Here is a 20,026-nt window from a genome sequence, read left to right as displayed (position 1 = left end):
CATTCGCGGCACTTTGCCTGATTGAAGAAGACAAGGTCAAGGGGAAAAAAACGCGTCGTGGTTTGAATGATCGCTTTAAATTCGCTGACGAGATTGAAACGGAACCACTGAAAAGATCAGACGAAAAGAGAACTCTTGCATTTCGTCTAAAAATAGGTATGAATACCTTTTTTACGGGATGTGGCTCAGCTTGGTAGAGCGCAGCGTTCGGGACGCTGAGGCCGGAGGTTCGAATCCTCTCATCCCGACCAGAAAATTCAAGGGGTTGCAGGCGAGATGCTTGCAACCCCTTTTTTCGTTCCATGGATCAACAACAAGGCTGCCGCCCTCCGCGACAGGGAGGACGGCGTCGGCAAGGTAGACGGTATCCTGGACGAAATTTTCCGGTTTCACCGAGCGTACAGCCCAGCAAGTTTGATTTGCATTTCCCCTCGTGGTAAATGCGAAACACGTAACATCTCTTTCTTCCTTCAGCCTGGAGGAGCCCTCAGTGAAATCCGACTTCAAGGAAAACCTCAAGGAAGTCGTTCTGGCCGTGCTGCCCATCTCCGTGGTGGTCATTCTGCTTCAGGTCTTTCTCGTCCACCTGCCCTGGGAGGTGTTCGCGCGGTTTCTCATCGGCGCGGCCATGGTCCTGGCCGGTTTGTTGCTGTTTCTCCAGGGAGTCAAGGTTGGGCTGTTGCCCATGGGCGAGGCCGTGGGCAGCGAGCTGCCCAAGCATGGCTCAATGATCTTCATGCTTGTATTCGCCTTTATCCTCGGGTTCGCCGTGACCGTGGCCGAGCCGGATGTAAGGGTGCTTGCCCATCAGGTGGATATCGTTTCCGACGGGATGGTCAGCAGTAACGTGTTGATCTACACCGTGGCCGCCGGAGTGGCGTTTTTCGTGGCCCTGGCCATGCTGCGCATCGTGCTGCGCGTGCCCATCGCCTGGCTCTACGGCGTCAGCTACCTTTTGATCATCGTCCTTTCCTTCATCGCGCCAGCGTCCTTCGTGCCCATTGCCTTTGACGCCGGGGGCGTGACCACCGGTCCGGTGACCGTGCCGTTCATCCTGGCTCTGGGGTTGGGCGCCGTGGCGGTTATGGGCGGACGGTCCTCCTTTTCCGACGGTTTCGGGTTGGTGGGGCTCGCTTCCATCGGGCCGGTGATCGGCGTGATGATTTTGGGGATGATTTACGGATGAATACGATTCTGGCCTTTCTGGATTTCAGCCACGTCTCGCTGGAGGTCTTGCAGGCCCTGGCCCCTTTGGTGGTATTTTTCCTGTTTTTCCAGCTTGTCTACCTCAAGCTGCCCCGAACGTTCGTGCTGAACATGATCAAGGGGGTGGTGCTGTGCGTCGTGGGATTGATTCTGTTCCTGCAAGGCGTTCAGGTGGGGTTCATGCCCGTGGGCACGGCCATGGGAGGGATTCTGGGAGCCATGGAAACGACCTGGCCGCTGATCCTCATTGGCTTTTTACTGGGCCTGGTGGCCACCATCGCCGAACCGGCGGTGCACATCCTGAGTTACGAGGTGGAAAAGGCCTCGGCGGGCAGTATCCGCGAGAAGACCATTCTCGCGACCCTGTCCCTCGGGGTGGCCCTGTTCGTGGGCTTGGGCATGGCCAAAATCATCTACGGCGTGCCCATCCATTACATTCTCGTGCCGGGGTATCTCCTGGCCCTGGTGCTGATGCGCTTTTGCGACCCGACCTTCGTCGCCATCGCCTTTGACGCCGGAGGAGTCGCCACCGGTCCCATGACCGTGACCTTCGTGCTCGCCGTGGCCCTGGGCATCGCCACGGCGATGGAAGGCCGCGATCCCGTCCTGGACGGCTTCGGCCTGATTGCCCTGGTGGCCATGGCCCCGATTCTCTCGGTCATGGTCCTTGGACTGATCGTCACTTCCGTGAAGAAAAGGAGCTGAGCGTGGATCTGAATATTCCCTTTGACCTGATCGTCACCATCGTGAACAAGGGCGGCAGCGAGACCATTATTTCGGCCACCAAGTCCGCCGGGGCCGAGGGCGGGACGATCATACCCGGTCGGGGCACCGGAATCCGGGAGCAAAAGAAGCTGTGGGGCATCCCCATCGAGCCGGAAAAGGACATCATTTTGACCATCGTCCCCCAGGAAAAGACCCGAACCGTCCTTGACGCCATTCTGGTCCAGGGCAACCTGAACACACCCGGCGCGGGCATCGCCTTCGTGGTGGACCTGAAAAAGGTCGTCGGCATCTGCCACATGTGCCAGCCGGAGACCTGACCCGGCTCATCTTCCTTGTCGCCGGGCGAGTCTCCCCCCGCGGACCTTCCGCCGGCTACTGCGGAGAATGGACGGTGGTCCGGAAGTCCGGAGAGTGCAGCCCCATGCGGCGCATGATCTTCTGGACGGCCACCCGGCTGAGTCCGGCCATTTTGGCGGCCTTGGAGATGTTGCCGTTGGTGGTGAAGAGCAGGTTTTGCACGTAGGAGCGGGTGAACTGTTCCAGCATCCGGTTGCGGGCCTCGATGTAGGGCTCCAAGGTCATGTTGGCGTATTGGAGGACCAGTGACTGTACGGGGCTCGCGCCGGGGTGCTCCACGGCGTGGATGTGCAGGGTTTCGATTTCTTCATCCTTGCAGAAAATCAGCATCCGGCGGACGAAGTTTTGCAGCTCCCGGATGTTGCCCGGCCAGCTGCGGCGCATTAATTCGTCCGTGGCCGCCGGAGAAAAGCGTTTGGCCGGGATTTCCAATTCCGCGCAGAATTTTTTGCTGAAGTGGTCCACAAGCAGGGGAATGTCCTCACGGATATCCCGCAAGGTCGGCGTACGGACCGTGACCACGTTCAGCCGGTAAAACAGATCCTCCCTGAAGGTCCGCTCGTTGATCTTCTTTTCCAGGTCCTGGTTGGTACTGGCCAGGATGCGCACGTTGATCCTCTTGCTCTTAACCCCGCCCAAAGGCCGCAGTTCCTGCTCCTGGAGCACGCGCAGCAACTTGGTTTGCAGGGTGACGGGAATATCGCCGATTTCATCCAGAAGGAGGGTCGATCCGTCGGCTTCCTCGAAAAGCCCGACATAGTCCGTATCCGCTCCGGTAAACGCCCCTTTCTTGTGTCCGAACAGTTCACTCTCCAAGAGCTGTTCCGGGATGGCCGGGCAGTTCACCGCAAGAAAGGGGCGGGATTTGCGCTTGCTCAGGTCGTGGATGGCCCGGGCGACCAACTCCTTGCCCGTGCCGCTCTGGCCGCGGATGAGCACCGTATAATTGGTGTGGGCCAAGGCCTGGATGGTGTCGTAGAGTCGGCGCATGGGCGCGGTCTGGCCGACGAAGTTCGCGAACGAGTTTTGTTCCGAAATCTTGGCCCGCAGGTTCAGGTTTTCGCGGATCAGTCGACCGCGTTCCAGACCCTTGCGCAGAACCCGCAGCAGGTCGGGGATTTCAAAAGGCTTGGTCACGAAGTCGTAGGCCCCTTGCCGGATGGCTTCCACCGCGGTCTCAATGCTGCCGTAGGCGGTCATCATGATCACGGTGACGTTGGGGTCCGTCTCTCGGATGCGGGCGAGCAGAGCCATCCCGTCCATCTCCGGCATTCGGATGTCCAGCAGAATCAGCTCAAAGGTGCGCGTGCCGATCAGTTCCAGCCCTTCCACCGGATTGGATGCGGTGACCACGGAAACACCTTCCAATTCAAGGGAGAGCACGCGGCTCAGCCCCTGGAGCATATCCACTTCGTCGTCAATGATCAGGAGTTGCTGCTGGGTCATATGGAGCTGGAACCTCGAAAAGGGTTGAAGACCTTGTGGCCGGATAGGGTGGGTGCGTTCTTCCCGTCGCGATTCCGGCCGCACAGGATTGCGCCAAGATCCTACTCGGCCTTCAACGCCTTGTAAATTTCCGCCTTTGAAATGCAAATCCAGGCTTGCAATGCCAAGCAGGGATAGCATCAACCCAGGATGGCATCTGCGCTTTTGTGTTCTTGCAATATACTGAAAAAATGGTGTTTTATTTTTGAAGCTGGTCAGGCTTGCTTTTTGCTTCCGCGAGAAGGCCGGGATGGTCCCGGAACGGGCAGGTCCTGGGAACGAGCCGCGTTTTGAGGCTCCCCGCGTCCAGGGTCTTGATCATTCACGAACACCTTTTCTCAGGAGGAAGCGAAATGGCCGAAGCTTCGAAGCAGCAATCCGATATCGTCATCGACCGTGGAAAATGGGAATGGTCCGAACTGTGGAAAAAGGAGGACTGGTGGGCGATTTGGCTGGGCTTTGCGATCCTGGTCATTGGCTTGGTCATTTTTTTACCCAGGCCGCCGGCGGACATGCACGAGAAACTGGCCAAGGCCGAGGCAACCATGGCCGTCGAGGATGCCCGCGCGCCGTTCCATACCATCGAATGGCACGGGGCCAACGACGCCATGTCCGGACTGCGGGCGCGCAATGAGCCCCACGGCAAAACTATCGCCAAGTGGCTGGAGATGCCGGGCCGGTGGACGAGCAGCCCCATGGAGTCCTTCTATCTGAGCGAGTCTGCGGCCGCGGAGCGGCGGGCCGCGGCCGAACCGGCCTACAAGGAAGCTCAAGAAGCGACCAAGGCCGCTCTGGAACGGGCCAAGGAGCTCCAGTCGCTGGCCGCTGAGGAAGGGTTCCGCAACGAAACCCTCAACGAAGAGGCCGAGGCGGGAATTCGGGAATGGCGTCAGGCCAGGGAAAAGGAGCGGGGCAGCCTGCGCTCCAGAGCCACGGTCCAGGCCTACAACAAGATCCCCTATATGGTCGGGATCATGATTCTCTTTACGCTTTTTTTCGGTGTCGGTGCCCGGTTCATGAGCATCGGTTCGACCAACCTGATGAAGGGCTTTTGGTTCGTTTTCCTGCTGGCTGTTGTCGCGGAGATGATCGGTCAACAGAATACCATGCGCGAATATGGTTTCGGCGGCCTGATCTGGGCCATTCTCGGGGGCATGCTGATCAGTAACACCGTGGGCGTGCCGAACTTCCTGAAACCGGCCCTGCAGACCGAGTATTACATCAAGACCGGCCTGGTACTTTTGGGCGCGGAAATCCTGTTCAGCAAAATCATGCTCATCGGTCAGGCCGGCGTGGTCGTGGCCTGGGTCGTCACCCCCACGGTGCTCATCCTGACCTACATCTTCGGGCAGCGGGTTCTGAAGATGGAGTCCAAGACCCTGAACATCACGATCTCCGCGGACATGTCCGTCTGCGGCGTGTCCGCGGCCATTGCCACGGCCGCGGCCTGCCGGGCCAAGAAGGAGGAGTTGACCATCGCCGTGGGCTTGTCCATGCTCTTCACCGCGATCATGATGATCGCCCTGCCAACCTTCATCGTCTCCGTGGGCATGCACCCGGTCCTAGGCGGCGCCTGGATTGGTGGGACCATCGACTCCACCGGCGCGGTGGTGGCGGCCGGAGCCTTTCTGGGCGAGGTCGGGATGTTCGTGGCCGCGACCGTGAAGATGATCCAGAACATCCTCATCGGCGTGATCGCTTTCGGCGTGGCCGTGTACTGGTGCGCCCGGGTGGATTGCGTGCCCGGTCAGCAGGTCAGCAAGATGGAAATCTGGTACCGCTTTCCCAAGTTCGTGCTGGGCTTCATCGCCGCCTCAATCATTTTTTCCTGGATGCTGATCACCATGGGCAGCGTCGGCGACGTGATGATCGACCAGGGGGTGCTGCGCGGCTTCTCCCGCCCGATCCGGGAATGGTTCTTCATTCTGGCCTTTGCCAGCATCGGCCTGTCCTCCGACTTCCGGTCAATGGCCCAACATTTCAAGGGCGGCAAGCCGGTCATCCTGTACGTCTGCGGGCAGACCCTGAACCTGATCCTGACGCTGCTCGTGGCCTACCTGATGTACTTCGTGGTATTCCCGCACGTCACCGAAAGTTTGATGGGCTAATCGTTGGTCGGGTGTAAAATCCAAGGGAGAGCGGTCATGCATGCGTCAAAAGACGATCAGGGCGGTCGGCGCGGCCACGGGAAGCTGAAAGGCTGGATCGGACTGGCCGTCGGCGTGATCCTGGTCTGGGTGATGGCCTATGTCGTGCTGCCCTGGGGCCAGACCCTGCCGCACATTCGCCCGGTGATGGAGGCCATCGCCGACTCCAACGTGGATACCGGTACCTACTGGTACTCCCAGTGCGAGAACACAGCGCTCGCCCAAATGCATATCCGCAACACCCTGCGCAACCAGTAGCCCGGTCCGCCCGGCGGACGGCCAAGGCTCCGGATAAACAAAAAAGCGGCCCTGGAAAACCGATCTCGGTTTTCCAGGGCCGCTTCATTATTGCTGTCCAGGAACCGCGGTCGATTCTCAGTTCACGACTCCGCCCGATACTCCACCGGACTAATATTCATCTTGCGGATGATCTTCTGGAGGGCCACCCGGCTCATGTCGGCCATTTTGGCGGCTTGGGAGACGTTGCCTCCGGCCTTGGAGAGGAGGTCGCCCACGTACTCCGCGGTAAAGGCGTTGACCGCCCTGGCCTTGGCTTCGGCGTAGGATTCGACCTCGCCGGTTCCCGCCGCGTTTTCCGTTGTGGGACGCGTGGAGTGCCGGCCGTCGACCATTTTCAGGACGGACAGGTTCAACTCCTCGCCGGGGCAGAAAATGATCAGTCTGCGCACGAAGTTCTTCAATTCCCGGACATTTCCCGGCCATTCCCTGTGCATCAGGACCTCCAGGAGGTCCGAGGAGACGATCTTGGGAGCGGTGTTCAGTTCGACGGCGGACAAGCGGTTGAAGTGGTGGACGAGCAGGGGGATGTCGTCGACGATCTCCCTGAGGGGCGGGGTGCGGACGCTGACCACGTTCAGGCGGTAAAACAGGTCTTCCCGAAAGCTTTTGTCCTGGATCTTATGCTCCAGATCCTGGTTGGTGGTGGACACGATCCGGACATCCACCTTTTTGTTCCCGCTGCTGCCCAGGGGGCGGATTTCCTGTTCCTGGAGGGCGCGCAGGAGTTTGGTCTGCACAGAAACCGGGATGTCCGCGATTTCGTCCAGGTGCAGGCTGGAGCCGTTGGCTTCGACGAAAAGACCCTTGTGGTCTTTCAGGGCACCGGTGAAGGCGCCTTTTTTGTGTCCGAACAGCTCGCTTTCCAGAAGGTGTTCCGGAATGGCCGGGCAGTTCACGGAGACCAGGACCTTTTCGCCCCGTCGGCTCAAGGCGTGGATGGCCTTGGCCGCCAGCTCCTTGCCCGTGCCGGACTCGCCCCGGATCAACACGGGATAGTCGGTCCCGGCCACGGAACGGATGGTCTCGTAGAGCTGGCGCATGGGTGGGCTCTGCCCCACGAACTCCTCCAGCATGGTCTTTTCGGAGATCTTTTGGCGCAGGCTCTGGTTTTCCCGAATCAAGCCGCTGCGTTCCAGGGCTTTTCTGATCAGCCTTACCAGGTCCGGGATGTCGAAGGGCTTGGTGATGAAGTCGTAGGCCCCCATTTTGATGGACTGCACCGCGATTTCGATGTTTCCGTACGCCGTCATCATGATCACGGTCACCTTGGGGTCCGCGGCTTTGACATGCTCCAGAAGCTCCATGCCGTTCATTTCCGGCATCCGGACATCCATCAGGACGAGGTCGAAGGAGGTCTCGGAGACCATCTCCAGAGCCTTCAAAGGACTGGGCGTGACCGTGATGTTCGTGTTGTCCAGTTCGTAAGGCAGTATCCGCCGCAACCCGTCAAGCATGTCCCGCTCATCGTCCACGATGAGTACGCTGAATTGATGCATGGTCGTTCCTCTTATTCGTTCGCGTGCACGCTCAATTGTTCTCTCCGTCCAACGGAAGATCGATCCGGAACTCCGTCCATTCTCCTGGTTTGCTCAGGACGCTGATTTCTCCGCCGTGTTCCCGGACAATGCCGTAGCTCACTGAAAGTCCCAGGCCGGTCCCCTCCCCGGTGTTCTTAGTACTGAAAAACGGATCGAAAATTTTATCCTGGATGTATTCCGGTATGCCGTGCCCGTTGTCCCGGATCACGAGACGAACGGTTTTGGCGGCGGGGAAGGAGTCGGTTTCCAAGGTGATGCGGCCATCTCGGCCTTCGATGGCCTGATGGGCGTTCATCAGCAGGTTCAGGACCACCTGCTTCATTTTGTTCACGTCCATGCTCTGCGAAGGCAGGTCCGGATCCAGTCTTTGCTCCACGATGACGCCTTGCTTCTTGAACTGCTCGGCGACCATGGTCAGGACGTCGTCCACGATCTGGTTGAAGGACGCCGTCTGTTTCTTGGTCTCCGGACTGCGGGCAAAGTGCAGCAGGTCGCTGACGATGCGCTTGCAGTTCAGGGTCTGCTTTTCAATGGTGCTCAGGTCCTTGAGTCCCTGGGGGTAGTCGGCGAGTTGACGCTTGAGCAGCTCCACGTAGCAGAGGATCACCCCCAAAGGATTGTTGATCTCATGGGCCACGCCGGCGGCCAACTGGCCCATGGCCACCATTTTCTCGGTCTGTTGGATCTTCTGCTCCACATGCTTTTGGTCGGTGATTTCCTTGACGTAGCGGATGACGCTTTCCACTTCCCCCTGCTCGTCCGTGACCGGATAGCAATGGACCTGAAAGATGCCTTGTTGGGCCGGACAACTGCTTTCGTAGACCACCGCCGACCTAGTGTGCATCGCCGTCTTCAGGCCGCACTCCTTGCACGGGTTTTCTCCGCTGCCGTGGATCTCGAAACACTTTCGCCCGATGACCTCTTCCGTGTCCACGTTGTAGCGTTCGGTGTAGGCCTTGTTGACCATTCGGATGCCGAAATCCCGGCCCATCAACACCACCTGGTCGGTGATTCCGTCAAACACGGATTGGAGCAGTTCCTTGCTCTGAATCAGTTTCTCCATGTTCTGCAAGCTTTCCACGGCAATGCCGATCTGGCGGCCGATGGACAGCAGCAGTTCCATCTGTTCCTGGGTGACGAACTTGCAGTCCACGCCGATAAAGGAGAGCACTCCGAGGATTTCGCCGCGACAGAGCAGGGGAATGTTCAGATTGCCGGCTGCCTCCCGGCGGTCGAAGCAGCTGGCCTGACCATTGGCTGCCTGGGCAATGGCGTCCACCAGCCGATTGGGCCGGGCTTCCAGTACTGTAGGGACGACGTGTTGCAAGGGAACGGCGGGCGGCAGGTCGGCGGCGTTTTCCTGGTATTGCAGCGTCAGTTGCTGGTGGGCCTTGTCGTAGAGGTAGATGCCGGAGCCCTGGGCCGGGAAGACCTGGAGCGTGCGTTGCTGGACCTGGGGCAGGATTTCGGACAGCGAGACCGCCGCCGTGGTCAGTTCGGCCAGGGCGTTAAGGGTCTGCAACTCCTGTTTTCTGGCCCGAACCTTCTCTTGCAGCAGCTGTTCGGACTGTTGCAAGGCCTCGGTCCTACGGGCCACTTTTCCTTCCAGGTCCTGGGCGTAGTTCTTCAACTCCTGTTTGGTACGGCGCAGATGATCGGACATGCTTACCGCGGCTTCGGTCAGCTCCTGGATTTCGTCCCGTGGATCCATGGGGTTTGGGCTGGGCAGATATTCGCGCAGGCTTTTTTCTTCGGCTTCCTCCCGGAAAATATTCAGCACTCCGTGCAGGTTGTTGACCACGGCCCGGTTGAAGATGAAGGCCATGAGCAGAAAGAAGAGGGTTGCCCCCAGAAACAGGGAGAAAAAGACCGAGGCCGCCTGATCCCGGATCTCGGCTAGGGCCTTGTGCACCGGAATGCCCACGGCCATCACTCCGGCCAGATCGCCGGGCTGGTTCCAGAATCCGCGTTCCGTGCCGTACATGTCCAGCATGTCCCGCGGGGCGTGGACCGGATCGCCATGACAGCTCATGCAGGATTCCTCGAAGTAGACGGGCTTGAAGCGCATGAACTGTTTTTCGTCCTCGACGTTCAGCGTGCCCTGCCAGTTTTGGAGTTCCGGATTGAGCTGAAACAGATTGATCATGGAGAGTTCCAGACTGTTGGCCTCGGACCTGGGATTGCGGGCGTTGCGGGCCACTCGCCGGTATTCGTAGTGGGGCAGAACCTGATTGAAATTGTCCATCACGGCCCGTCCGACGTAGGAGGTGGACATGGCCTGGACCATGAAGAACTCCTCACCGAATTCCTCGGACATTCGCGGCCGCAGTTCGTCACGAACGTACTTGCGGCTGGCCTCCACCGCGGCCATGACCATCATGGTCTTTTCGTAGGCGTGTTTTTCCATCTGCGCCGTTTCGCGCAGATAGATCAGGTAGGCTCCGGCGAAGCAGACCAGGAGCAGACTCAAACCCGTGGCCACCAGGAACCTGGATCTGAATCCCAAGGATTTGTGGAAGAGATGGCTTTTGCCTGACTGGCTGGTTTCATCGGCGGGGCTTTTGGGAGGCATGGCGGACCTCGAACAGGATTCAGGATTCAGGATTCAGAAGTCAGGAGTTGAAAGGAGCAGTGGTGCGGAGCATATGTCACACATGGTCGTATTGCAAACTTTAGTTGTCAATGTGGTGCTAATAGATGTTTCTGGTGAAAGGGCGATGATCAAAAGGCACTTATGGAAATGGTTTGAGTGCAGTTCTTAATGCTTTGATATGAAATATTAATTTTTTATTTTCTGGCAATGTGGATCGCTTGGCTCGGAGTTTGCTTTGCTTGAGAAAAGATTCACTCGTCACGGTTACGCGGTTCATGTCAAGGCGGTTTGCAGAGGGCTTTCCGGTATGGCGTGAGAGGACCGCGTTGATGGTACCAACCCGCAACATTTAAGGAGGTTTTTCACATGGCGGAAAATCAAACGGACAATGTGGTTACTGAAACCAAAATCCCCATGATCACCCAGATGCACACCACCGAGGACTGGTGGGCCATCTGGCTGGGTGGGTTGATTCTCATCCTGGCGGTACTTGCGGCCATGGCGGCCAAGCCGGACGTTGCCAGCATGGCTGAATTTCGGGCAACCATGGAACGTGAGTCGGAAATGGCCGGATTCCGGACAATTGCCTATACAGAGGCCGAGGCCAAATTGAACTCCGTTAGAGCCCGCGATCACGGTTTTCTGAAGACCATCAACAGTTATCTTGCCAAGCCAGGTCGGTGGAGTAGCAATCCTCTGGACTCCCTGTACCGCAGCGAGGCCGCGGCGGCTGAAATCCGCGCAGCCAACGCCGAGCGCCTGCAGCGGGCCACCGATCGTCTAAACGAAGCCCGGGCCAATGCCCAGGCTGCTGAGGATCTGGCCAGGGAAGCGAATTTTCAGAACACCCAGCTGAACCAGGAAGCCCGCGCCCTACTGGGTGAGTGGCGCGCAGCCCGGAGCAGCCACTCCAGCGCTCGTAGCGCGGCCAATACCCAGCCCTTCAACCGGATTCCCACATTGTTGGGGCTGATGGTCATAACGGCCTTGATTTTTGCCATTGGCGGCAAGTTCATGGGCTATAATCTAGGGCAGTATTTTGCCGGCTTCCCCATTGTTTTCGGGCTGGCGGTTCTTTCCTACGTCATTGCCGGGCAGGAAACCATCAGAGCCTACGGATTCTCCTACGTCTTGTGGGGTATCGCGCTGGGCATGCTCATCTCCAACACCATTGGAACGCCCAAGTTTCTCAAGACAGCGGCCCAAACCGAATACTTCATCAAGACCGGTCTGGTCCTTCTGGGCGCCAGCATCCTGATCAACCTGATCCTGATGGTCGGTCTGCCCGGTATCTTCGTCACCTGGGTGGTCACGCCCATCGTGCTCATCGGTACCTACTGGTTCGGTCAGAATGTGATCAAGGTGGAATCCAAGCAGTTGAACATCACGGTTTCCTCGGACATGAGCGTTTCCGGCGTGTCCGCGGCCATCGCCGCCGCCGCCGCCTCCCGGGCCAAGAAGGAAGAATTGACCCTGGCCATCGGCATGTCCATGATCTTCGTGGTGGTCATGATCTTCGCCCTGCCGACCTTTGCCAACTGGGTGGGCATGCATCCGGTCTGGGCCGGCGCCTGGTTGGGCGGCACGGTTGACAACACCGGTTCCGTGGTTGCCGCTGGTGAATTGATCGGTCCGGAAGCCATGTACGTGGCCGCGACCATCAAGATGATCCAGAACGTGATGATCGGCGTGATGGCCTTTGGCGTGGCCGCCTACTGGTGCCTGAAGGTTGAGCCTGAACGCGCCTGCGCCGCCGGATCCACCCCCATGAAGTTCACCGCCGCCGGGGCCCTGTCCGAAATCTGGTACCGGTTCCCCAAGTTCATTCTGGGTTTCATCGGCGCGTCCATCATTTTCTCCGCCTTGGGCGCGAGCATGGGGGAAGACTGGCAGCAGGCCATGATTCGTAGTGGAGCCCTGGCCTGGGCCAATGGCTTCCGTGACTGGTTCTTCGCCATCGCCTTCGTGAGCATCGGCTTGAGCATCAGCTACAAGGAACTCAAGGAGCCCCTGAAGGGCGGCAAGGCACTGATCCTGTACGTTTGCGGTCAGAGCTTCAACCTCCTGCTTACCGCCTTCGTGGCCTACATCATGTTCATGGTCCTGTTCCGCGACGTCACCGACCGGCTGATGTCCATGGGCCTGTAATCGCCTGATTCTGCATGGAGCAGGGAAAATTGTCCTCCAACAACCAACAGGCCGGGGACGGGAAACCGTCCCCGGCTTCCCCTTTGCGACGCGAAGACCACAGTCGATGGCGCGGTCTGGCGCGCTTGGCCTTGGGTATCGCCTTGATCGTCGGCTTTGTCGTCATCCTGGCCAACCTGGAGCGAGTCACGGGGAAAAGTCGGACCATCGAGGCGTTGCGCGAGCGGGATATCTACGTCGGAGCTTGGTACTGGGACAGTATCCAAGAGGTCTCCGAGGCCATGAGTTTCATGCGTGGGGCCTTGGGCAGAGGCGAGAAAAAGGACGATTGACGCCGGGTCAGCTTCTGTTTCGCAATCCACCTCGCCACGTCTTCCCGAGCGAACAAAATCCGCTTACAGAACTGCTTACAGACCACGGCAATCTTTTCGATCCCCTCCAAATGGAGCGTTTATTCCGTGCCCATTGATCCCGAATCCAAACTTCTCAAGGTCCAACTCAAGGCTATCCTGGCCGAGGAACGGGAGTTCGCCTCCAGGGTGGTCTATTTCCGCCGCGCCGATACCCAGCCGCCGTGGTGGTACAACTTCATCCCATTTAAATTTCTGGTCGAATATTTCGTTCGTAAAAAAGAAACAACGCAGTTCAGCCAAAAGCATTTGCGCTTCAAGGAAACGGCCTTGCGGGCGGCGGAGGAAGTCGTCCGGTCCGGGAACACGGAGCGCCCTCGGCAGGAAATGAAGGGGGAACTGCGGGAGTTCTGGATGCGCGAGCAGAAGCTGGAGTCCCGGGAGGTCTATGAAAACCTGTCCGCCATGATGGACCTGCTCATGGATCACTATCTGCGACTGCTGCAAACCAGGGAGCGGGAATACCTGCTGATGGTTCGCGGGGCCTATCGGGACCGACCGGCATACCAGGAATTCCTGACCCGCATGGAGCAGGTGGAACACGCCATTGACCAGGGAGTCGTGGAGGCCCTGGGAAAAACCTGGCCGGAGCCGTACATCCAGAGCAAGCAAAAGGCCATCCGAGACGTCCGCAAGCGGGCACTGGACGACGCATTTTAGCAGAGCTTTCTTCCGAAAAAACATTAAACCGCGCTCCAAACGGAAACGCGGTTCCATCACAGGCAGTTACCTTTTCTCGCCTCCTGAATTCTGAATTCTGACTCCTGAATCCTCCTCTTTCAAACCGCCTCTCCCTGAAAGAAAAACCGCAGCTCCTCCTCCCGCATCTCCGCCATCCGTTCCTCAATCCGGCTCATGACCGCCCCGGCCTCCTCGGAGGTATGGAAATTCTCCCGCAAGTGGCGGTTGATCACGTCTTCGGCCTCGGCCAGTTTGTTCAGGTAGAATCGATACGCGCCGGAAGACCCGTATGCGCCCCGGACCAAATCTTCCAGAGCGTTTCCGGATTGTTCGAGCAGGGTTCGATAGTGTTGTTTCATGAGGCTCAAAACCTTGATCTGCTTGTCGGCCAGTTCGATCTCCTGTTTGGACTCCAGCGGCACATCGGGGAAATAATCTGCTGGACCGTATTCCTGGATTGCTCCGGTTTCTACGTCCTGAAGAGCCTTGTCCAAGGCCTTTGTTTTCGTGCCCAGAATATTGCTCGCAAAGGTATGGATACCCGTCTTGTACTGGGTCATTTTCATCATGTGGTGCACGAAGAGTACCGGCAACAAGATCATCCAGACCGACACCTCGGGCTTTTTGACCACGTCCTTGGCCAGCCGGTAGGCGAACTGCCGTTCGTGGGCGAGGATGATATCGTACTTTTCCCGTAAATTCAGTGACAAGTGGGACTCCTTGGGGGAAGTTGTGGTGGGTTGGCGAGCCTGTTACATGAAAACAAAAGTTGAAAAGATAGTCTTTTTCCACTGGAAAGGCAAAACGCGAGAAGGGAGGAAACGGCATGGGCGCGACGGATTCCTTGGCCGGAAGAGTGCGGCAATGGTGGGAGCACAAGGTGTTGCTGAATCCCAAGGACTGGATGCAGATCGAGGTCACGTCCAAATGCAACGCGGCCTGTGCCTATTGCCCGCGAACCGTGTACCGCGAGCACTGGCATGACCGCTTCATGTCCCTGGACACGTTTCGGCGTTTGCTGCCGACCCTGCGCAAGACCAAGCTGGCCTACCTGCAAGGCTGGGGAGAACCGTTTCTGCATCCGGAATTTCCGACCATGGTCCGTCTGGCCAAGGAGGCCGGATGCACCGTGGGCGTGACCACCAACGGCATGCTGTTGACCGAGGAGCGACTGGTTCAGGTCCTGGAGGCCGGACTGGACATCCTGGCCTTTTCCCTGACCGGCACGACGCCGGAACGCAACGATCCGGCCCGGGCCGGAGCGCCGTTGGTCAAGGTGCTGGAAAAAATGAAGATGGTCCAGCGGGTCAAACAGGAACGGGGCACCGTCAAGCCCGTGGTACACATCGCCTACATGCTGCTGCGCTCCGGTCTGGACGACCTGGAAGGGTTGCCCCGGCTGATGGCCGACCACGGGGTGGAACAGGCCGTGGTCAGCGTCCTGGACTTCGAGCCGGGAATTGAACTCTCCGAGGAAGTGCTCGCGCCCAAGGACGACCAGGAACGCCACGCCCTGGAAGAACGCTTCGCCCGGCTACGCGAGGCGGCCGTGAAGCTGGGCGTGACCATCCACACGCCCAGCTTCGCCTCCAGGGGCAAGGACGAGCCGGTCTGCGCCGAAAACGTCCAGCGGACCCTATTCGTCTCCGCGGACGGCGAAATCTCTCCCTGTGTCTACGCCAACGTCCCCGTGGACCAAGCCGAATACGCCCGCCAAGGCCAACCCGCGCCATACAGCCGGGTCACCTTCGGCAACGTCAACGACGAACTGCTGCCCGTACTCTGGCGCGGAAAACCCTACGAACAGTTCCGTGAAGGCCTGGAAAAAAACAGACCGGCCACGATTTGCCGGAACTGTCCGAAGCGGAAGAGGTGATCCATCAATACACAAAGCCGAAGAGCCAGAGCGGATGCGCGAGCCGAAGCCGTGCGCCGTGCGATAGGAATGCATTCCCATGCCGTGGACAGTCACGGGACGGAGCGTTTCGCTCCTCGAACCCCGCTGGCATGCCCCAAGACTATCCAAAGAAGGCTTTCACCTCTTCGTCCCGCAAACTCTTGGCCGTCTCCCGCATCTTTCGGCTGACGGCCTGGGCCGTGGCGCTGGTTTGGTGGAGGTGCAGCACCTCTTTCTGGACGGCGTCCTCGGTCTGGGCCAGTTTTGTCAGGAAGCGGCGGTATTCGCCGGTGCTTTTGTAGGTCTTCTTGATCAGGGCTTGGTAGCTGGAACCCTGGCTCCGCAGAAGCTTCAGGTAGTGCGCCTTGAGCAGCTCCACCTCGGCGACCTGTGCGTTGCGCAACCGTATCTCGCCGGGGGCGCTTTCCGGGTCCTGGGCTCCGAAGACGCTTTTGTACGCCGCATCCTTCTTGCCGGTGGTCGTCTCCTCCAAGGCCGATTCCATGGCCAGGATTTTCGAGCGGACCACTCCTTTGGCGAAGCTCTCCAGGTCGGTCTGGTATTCCCGCAGCTTGAGGTAGTGATATATCAAGAAGGGAGGGAACAGGACCCGCCAGACGGTCAGCCTGGGCTTTTCCACGACCCGGCGGGCCAGTTCCTTGGCGAACCGTTGTTCGTGGTCCCAGATTATCTGATAGCTTTGTTGAGTAGCCGTAGCCATGGGCGTTCGCGCTCCGTTTTTTTACATTTTCCAAGTGTGACCGACTCTAAATCGATCCACATCATTTCTTCGTACTCCAGCGTCTCAGCCGCTCTAACCATCCCCTCGGACGCCGCTCCCAGCTCGTCTCCACACAGGGCAGAAAGGTCTCCGCTCCCCACTTTTGCTTGAAGTACCGAATGGCCGGGTTGATACCCAGGCCCAGGTTCATGCGGACCTGGCCGCGCTTTTCGCCTTCCTGGAGCAGGGCGTGCAGGAGCAGGTCCGCGGTTCCCGGCGGGGCGATGTCCGGGTCGCGGAAGGCGAACATGTAGCAGACCGTGCTCAGGGAGGTGAAGTCTCCCACGGTGAAACCGGCCAGGCGCGGAGTATCGACATTGCGATCCAACCAGGCGGAAACCACCAACACGCCCGGACAGGCTTGCACATAGGCCGGGATGTTGCGGAAGATGAGCCGCGTTCCCGGTTCCAGATCCCGGTACTCCAAATAGCGGTCGATCAGCGCCAGGTGATCCTTGTTCAAGGTTCGGCCCTGATCCAGGACCACTTCACGCTCAGCCCGGCGCAGCAGGTTGCGCAGTTTTTGTTTTGGTGCGGGCGGGGGAATGGGCAGGGCCAGGTAGGCGTCCTGGATACTGTCCGAGGAGTCTTCCGAAGAAGCCTCTCCCGTCGTGACGGCGGGAGCCTGTTTGGGGCGGGTGGCCGCGAGGACGGTGATTTTTGGGGCCGAGCTGGATTCCAGGGCCAGATCCACGGACCGGGAAAGGGCCTGCTCGTCCAATAGGCTCCGCGGGGGATCGTGCAGAGGGTAGCCGATGAGCACCAGATCGTCCGGGGTTTCGTAGCCCAGGCAGGTGTCGAACAGGCGCGGCGTGCTCCCGGCCACGGCCTGGACGTAGCAGACGAGCTGCTCCGGAATCACGGCGTTCGCGGCGACATGATCCAGACGATCCGGGCCGAGCATCAGATCTTCCGCAGTTTGCGGACCGCGAATCCGGCATCGGCCAGCATCTTTTGCAGATTGAACATATGCGCCGAGCCCACGAACACGGCGCAGCGTCCGGTGGTGATTCTTGGCAACATCCGTTCCAGAAACAGGGCGTCGCGGCGGTCGATGACCAGGTCCGTGCGGGAGGGAAACTCGGCGCTGGTGCCCATCATGGCGTCCAGATCGCCCTTGAGGTAGGCACGCATGTTCCGGCGGATGAACCCTTTCCAGAGACCGCATTGACGAAAGAATCGTACAATGCGTTCCACGGGCACGCTTTCCAGGGTGGCGATCTGCTCGTCAATGGTTTCCATGCCCCGGACCTCCTTGCCCATCTCCTGGGCCAGATGCCAGGCCTCCAGGTCCACGGAGTGGTTCCAGTCGTGGCGGCGTAAAAAGTGCGTCCAGAGGGAGAAAAAGGCATACCAGTGCCGGTTCTCTGCCAGGTATTGCCGAACATCGATGGGGTTGGGGTCCTCCGTGCCCAGGAACCTGGCCCAGAAACCGCGCGGTCCGTTGACCACGCGTTCCAGCTTGTGGAATTCCTCCTCGGTCATGGCATCCATCAATCTGGGTGAAGACGTCTCCGGAGTCTGGCCGATCCGGGCCACGTGATCCAGGCTGGCCTGATCCAGCGGTCCCTCGAAGATCACGGTGTCCACCTTTTCGAACAACCGGCGCATGGAACTTTCGAAGCTGCAGCAGAAAAAATGCGCGGTCCCGCCGATCCAGGACGTCCGGCCGTTCTTCTCCAGTTCCCAGATCAACCGGTAGGGGCGCTGTGAAGGCAGGCTGTTCCAGTACTGCTCCCTGGTCATCTGGACGTGGGGCATGTGGACCATTGTGCGCATCAAATCGCCCAGGTCGTCGCGAAAATCCGGGGTTTCGGTCCATTCGGCCATTTCGTAGGCCGTTGTCGGCGATGCACCCCATTTTTCCTTGAACCGACGGATGCCGGGATTCACGCCCAGCCCCAGATGCAGGTAAGCCTTGCCCGCTTCCCGGGCGATGCGGATCATTTCCCGAAACAGCAGGTCCGAGGCGTAGGGCGTCTGGTTTTGGCGCGAATGCGCGCCCAGCAGGTAGCTCAGGAACGGGCGCGGCGCAGTGTCCAGGAGCAGGCAGGCGGCGAGATTGCCTGCATCGTCCCAGGCATTGAGCAGGAACAGGTCCGGGCACAGGGGCAGGACGCTCTCGGTGCGGGCGTACAGTTCGCGCACAGTGGGCGGCAGGGCGACCCGGCTGGTGAATTCGGCCCAGAGACGGCGATGGGCCGCGGTGAAGGTGGTGCCCCGGTCCACGGTCAGCCGGGCTGCGGCTTTGTCCGCCAGGCGGGAAAGGCGGGATGGAATCGGGCTCTCAGCGGGCAGGACGTAGTATTGGTCCTGGTTGGTGCGATACAGGCGAAGACGTTCAGGCAGTTCCGGGCAGATCGCCCAACAGTTCACGACCCCAGTGGAGCGGCGGGCCTCCTGCAAGGCCCGGTCAAAAGCTTCGGGGGGATCATCGCCGCCATGAATCGAATAGCCCACGGCCAGGAGCCAGTCCTCGGCGTGCAGAAACAGGTAGTCGTTCAGCAGAAAGGGACGGCCTCCGGACACGGCCTTCATGTAATGGATGGAATGTTCCGGAACGCGGGCCTGGTTCAAGAGCTGGTCGTGCTGCTCCGGGGACAGTTCTTCAGGCATGGGCATGAACGGCCTCCACATGGGCTTTGAAGGTCGTGAAATTGCCGTCAAGTATGGCCTGGGCCGCGCCGTGGGTCAATGACAGGAAGTAGTGCAGGTTGTGGATGGTGTTCAGGCGGTAGGCCAGCAGTTCCCGGGCCATGTACAGGTGGCGCAGGTAGGCCCTGGAGAACCGGGTGCAGGCGTAGCAACCGCAGTTGGGGTCCAGCGGGCCGTCGTCCTCCTTGTACTCGGCGCGCTTGATGTTCACCTTGCCCAGGGAGGTGTACAGGGTGCCGTTGCGGGCGTTGCGCGAGGGCAGAACGCAGTCGAACATGTCGATACCCGCCTCAATCCCATCCAGGATGTCCATGGGCGTGCCCACGCCCATCAGATACCTGGGCTTGTCCGGGGGCAGCAGGGGCGCGGTGTGGCGCATGATCTCCAGCATCAGCGGCTTGGATTCGCCTACGCTTAAGCCCCCGATGGCGAAGCCGTCAAAAGGCAGATCGCAAATCTGGCGGGCGCTTTCCGTGCGCAGATCCGGGAAAAAGCCGCCCTGGACGATCCCGAATTGGAGCTGGTTGCCCGAACCTTGGGGATAGGCCTGGCGGCACCGTGCGGCCCAGCGGGTGGTCAGACCCAGGGATTTGGCCGTGTAGGCCTTGTCCGCGCCGTAGGGCACGCATTCGTCCAGGACCATCATGATGTCCGAGCCCAGGTTGCGTTGAATGGACACCACCTTTTCCGGAGAAAAAAAGTGCTTGGAGCCGTCCCGGTGGGAGCGGAACTCCACACCGTCCTCGCTGATTTTGCGCAGGCCCTGCAGGCTGAAGACCTGAAACCCCCCGCTGTCCGTGAGGATCGGGCCGTTCCACCCGGAAAAGGTGTGCAGCCCGCCGCGCCGGGCCACCAGTTCATCGCCGGGCAAGATATAGAGATGGTAGGTGTTGCCCAGAATGATCTGGGCCTTGAGGTCCAGGAGGTCGTCCGGGCTCAGAGCCTTGACGCAGCCCACCGTGCCTACGGGCATGAATACCGGGGTGCGGATGGTCCCGTGGGCCGTGGCCAGGGTCGCGGTTCTGGCCTGGCCGTCCGTGGCCAGAATGTGGAAGGTGCCGGGTGTGGTCATGGTGGAGGATAGTTCAGGATTTAGGAGTCA

General features: G+C 59.5%; 17 protein-coding genes and 1 tRNA gene. 10 read left to right on the top strand and 8 right to left on the bottom strand.

Annotated elements, in window-relative coordinates:
• Nucleotides 1–174 precede the first annotated feature (174 nt).
• The 4 genes from AC559A_RS06840 (at nucleotide 175) to AC559A_RS06825 (ending at nucleotide 2,249) form a co-directional block, all read left to right on the top strand.
• A tRNA-Pro gene (locus tag AC559A_RS06840) sits at nucleotides 175–251 on the top strand.
• A gap of 239 nt (nucleotides 252–490) precedes the next feature.
• Nucleotides 491–1,186, top strand: a complete 696-nt coding sequence (locus AC559A_RS06835) for a DUF1538 domain-containing protein (RefSeq protein WP_028572242.1) — start codon at nucleotides 491–493, stop codon at nucleotides 1,184–1,186.
• Entirely contained in the window at nucleotides 1,183–1,911 is a 729-nt protein-coding gene (locus AC559A_RS06830) for a DUF1538 domain-containing protein (RefSeq protein ID WP_035261633.1), read from the top strand. Before AC559A_RS06835 ends, AC559A_RS06830 begins: the two co-directional genes overlap by 4 nt.
• A gap of 2 nt (nucleotides 1,912–1,913) precedes the next feature.
• Nucleotides 1,914–2,249, top strand: a complete 336-nt coding sequence (locus tag AC559A_RS06825; RefSeq protein ID WP_498817010.1) for a P-II family nitrogen regulator — start codon at nucleotides 1,914–1,916, stop codon at nucleotides 2,247–2,249.
• Nucleotides 2,250–2,304: 55 nt separating this feature from the next.
• Here the strand turns inward: AC559A_RS06825 and AC559A_RS06820 are convergent, their stop codons facing one another.
• Nucleotides 2,305–3,735, bottom strand: coding sequence for a sigma-54-dependent transcriptional regulator (locus AC559A_RS06820; protein ID WP_498817008.1), 1,431 nt, complete (start codon nucleotides 3,733–3,735; stop codon nucleotides 2,305–2,307).
• A 392-nt stretch (nucleotides 3,736–4,127) separates the two neighbouring features.
• On the opposite strand from AC559A_RS06820, the gene AC559A_RS06815 reads away from it, so the two are divergent.
• Together AC559A_RS06815 and AC559A_RS06810 are read left to right on the top strand one after the other, a co-directional pair.
• Nucleotides 4,128–5,882, top strand: a complete 1,755-nt coding sequence (locus tag AC559A_RS06815) for a YeiH family protein (protein WP_028572239.1) — start codon at nucleotides 4,128–4,130, stop codon at nucleotides 5,880–5,882.
• A gap of 36 nt (nucleotides 5,883–5,918) precedes the next feature.
• Nucleotides 5,919–6,179, top strand: a complete 261-nt coding sequence (locus tag AC559A_RS06810) for a hypothetical protein (RefSeq protein WP_028572238.1) — start codon at nucleotides 5,919–5,921, stop codon at nucleotides 6,177–6,179.
• Nucleotides 6,180–6,301: 122 nt separating this feature from the next.
• Here the strand turns inward: AC559A_RS06810 and AC559A_RS06805 are convergent, their stop codons facing one another.
• Together AC559A_RS06805 and AC559A_RS06800 are read right to left on the bottom strand one after the other, a co-directional pair.
• Nucleotides 6,302–7,717: a sigma-54-dependent transcriptional regulator gene (locus tag AC559A_RS06805; RefSeq protein ID WP_028572237.1), complete on the bottom strand. Its 1,416-nt coding sequence runs from the start codon at nucleotides 7,715–7,717 to the stop codon at nucleotides 6,302–6,304.
• 31 nt (nucleotides 7,718–7,748) lie between these two features.
• Nucleotides 7,749–10,331 (bottom strand): c-type heme family protein, encoded by a 2,583-nt coding sequence (locus AC559A_RS06800; protein WP_051434540.1) that lies wholly within the window; start codon nucleotides 10,329–10,331, stop codon nucleotides 7,749–7,751.
• 387 nt (nucleotides 10,332–10,718) lie between these two features.
• Here AC559A_RS06800 and AC559A_RS06795 point away from each other — a divergent pair, with 387 nt between their 5' ends.
• From AC559A_RS06795 to AC559A_RS06785, 3 genes are all read left to right on the top strand, one after another.
• On the top strand, nucleotides 10,719–12,500 hold the full coding sequence (locus AC559A_RS06795) for a YeiH family protein (protein ID WP_028572236.1): 1,782 nt from the start codon (nucleotides 10,719–10,721) through the stop codon (nucleotides 12,498–12,500).
• 29 nt (nucleotides 12,501–12,529) lie between these two features.
• Complete coding sequence (locus tag AC559A_RS06790; protein ID WP_028572235.1) at nucleotides 12,530–12,832, top strand: hypothetical protein; 303 nt, start codon at nucleotides 12,530–12,532, stop codon at nucleotides 12,830–12,832.
• Between the two features lie 126 nt (nucleotides 12,833–12,958).
• Nucleotides 12,959–13,570, top strand: a complete 612-nt coding sequence (locus AC559A_RS06785) for an NF038143 family protein (RefSeq protein ID WP_028572234.1) — start codon at nucleotides 12,959–12,961, stop codon at nucleotides 13,568–13,570.
• 119 nt (nucleotides 13,571–13,689) lie between these two features.
• Here AC559A_RS06785 and AC559A_RS06780 read toward each other — a convergent pair whose 3' ends face one another.
• Nucleotides 13,690–14,301 carry an NF038143 family protein gene (locus AC559A_RS06780; protein WP_028572233.1) on the bottom strand — a complete coding sequence of 204 codons (612 nt, stop codon included), beginning with the start codon at nucleotides 14,299–14,301 and terminating at the stop codon, nucleotides 13,690–13,692.
• Nucleotides 14,302–14,417: 116 nt separating this feature from the next.
• Here AC559A_RS06780 and AC559A_RS06775 point away from each other — a divergent pair, with 116 nt between their 5' ends.
• The gene (locus AC559A_RS06775) at nucleotides 14,418–15,467 is read left to right on the top strand and encodes a radical SAM protein (protein WP_051434539.1); all 1,050 of its coding nucleotides are present in this window, start codon (nucleotides 14,418–14,420) and stop codon (nucleotides 15,465–15,467) included.
• Nucleotides 15,468–15,609: 142 nt separating this feature from the next.
• On the opposite strand, the gene AC559A_RS06770 is transcribed toward AC559A_RS06775, so the two are convergent.
• The 4 genes from AC559A_RS06770 to tgt all read right to left on the bottom strand — a co-directional run bounded on the left by AC559A_RS06770 (nucleotide 15,610) and on the right by tgt (nucleotide 19,996).
• Nucleotides 15,610–16,209: an NF038143 family protein gene (locus tag AC559A_RS06770; RefSeq protein ID WP_028572232.1), complete on the bottom strand. Its 600-nt coding sequence runs from the start codon at nucleotides 16,207–16,209 to the stop codon at nucleotides 15,610–15,612.
• A 61-nt stretch (nucleotides 16,210–16,270) separates the two neighbouring features.
• Nucleotides 16,271–17,173, bottom strand: a complete 903-nt coding sequence (locus AC559A_RS06765) for a translation initiation factor IF-2 (RefSeq protein ID WP_498817004.1) — start codon at nucleotides 17,171–17,173, stop codon at nucleotides 16,271–16,273.
• Complete coding sequence (locus AC559A_RS06760) at nucleotides 17,173–18,891, bottom strand: TraB/GumN family protein (protein ID WP_498817002.1); 1,719 nt, start codon at nucleotides 18,889–18,891, stop codon at nucleotides 17,173–17,175. Before AC559A_RS06760 ends, AC559A_RS06765 begins: the two co-directional genes overlap by 1 nt.
• Nucleotides 18,878–19,996 (bottom strand): tRNA guanosine(34) transglycosylase Tgt, encoded by a 1,119-nt coding sequence (gene tgt, locus AC559A_RS06755; protein WP_028572231.1) that lies wholly within the window; start codon nucleotides 19,994–19,996, stop codon nucleotides 18,878–18,880. The genes AC559A_RS06760 and tgt overlap by 14 nt, the downstream gene beginning before the upstream one ends.
• Nucleotides 19,997–20,026: the final 30 nt, after the last annotated feature.

The organism is Desulfonatronum zhilinae (assembly GCF_900182865.1).
GTDB classification, from domain to species: domain Bacteria; phylum Desulfobacterota; class Desulfovibrionia; order Desulfovibrionales; family Desulfonatronaceae; genus Desulfonatronum; species Desulfonatronum lacustre.
Note: the sequence above shows the minus strand (reverse complement) of the source record. Positions and strands in the feature narration are given on the sequence as shown.

Bases quoted from the DNA above. Each gene is read 5' to 3' on its own strand.
- AC559A_RS06830 (WP_035261633.1), top strand. From the start codon at position 1,183: ATGAATACGATTCTGGCCTTTCTGGATTTCAGCCACGTCTCGCTGGAG.
- AC559A_RS06820 (WP_498817008.1), bottom strand. From the start codon at position 3,735: ATGACCCAGCAGCAACTCCTGATCATTGACGACGAAGTGGATATGCTC.
- AC559A_RS06815 (WP_028572239.1), top strand. From the start codon at position 4,128: ATGGCCGAAGCTTCGAAGCAGCAATCCGATATCGTCATCGACCGTGGA.
- AC559A_RS06810 (WP_028572238.1), top strand. From the start codon at position 5,919: ATGCATGCGTCAAAAGACGATCAGGGCGGTCGGCGCGGCCACGGGAAG.
- AC559A_RS06805 (WP_028572237.1), bottom strand. From the start codon at position 7,717: ATGCATCAATTCAGCGTACTCATCGTGGACGATGAGCGGGACATGCTT.
- AC559A_RS06800 (WP_051434540.1), bottom strand. From the start codon at position 10,331: ATGCCTCCCAAAAGCCCCGCCGATGAAACCAGCCAGTCAGGCAAAAGC.
- AC559A_RS06795 (WP_028572236.1), top strand. From the start codon at position 10,719: ATGGCGGAAAATCAAACGGACAATGTGGTTACTGAAACCAAAATCCCC.
- AC559A_RS06775 (WP_051434539.1), top strand. From the start codon at position 14,418: ATGGGCGCGACGGATTCCTTGGCCGGAAGAGTGCGGCAATGGTGGGAG.
- AC559A_RS06770 (WP_028572232.1), bottom strand. From the start codon at position 16,209: ATGGCTACGGCTACTCAACAAAGCTATCAGATAATCTGGGACCACGAA.
- AC559A_RS06765 (WP_498817004.1), bottom strand. From the start codon at position 17,173: ATGCTCGGCCCGGATCGTCTGGATCATGTCGCCGCGAACGCCGTGATT.
- AC559A_RS06760 (WP_498817002.1), bottom strand. From the start codon at position 18,891: ATGCCCATGCCTGAAGAACTGTCCCCGGAGCAGCACGACCAGCTCTTG.
- tgt (WP_028572231.1), bottom strand. From the start codon at position 19,996: ATGACCACACCCGGCACCTTCCACATTCTGGCCACGGACGGCCAGGCC.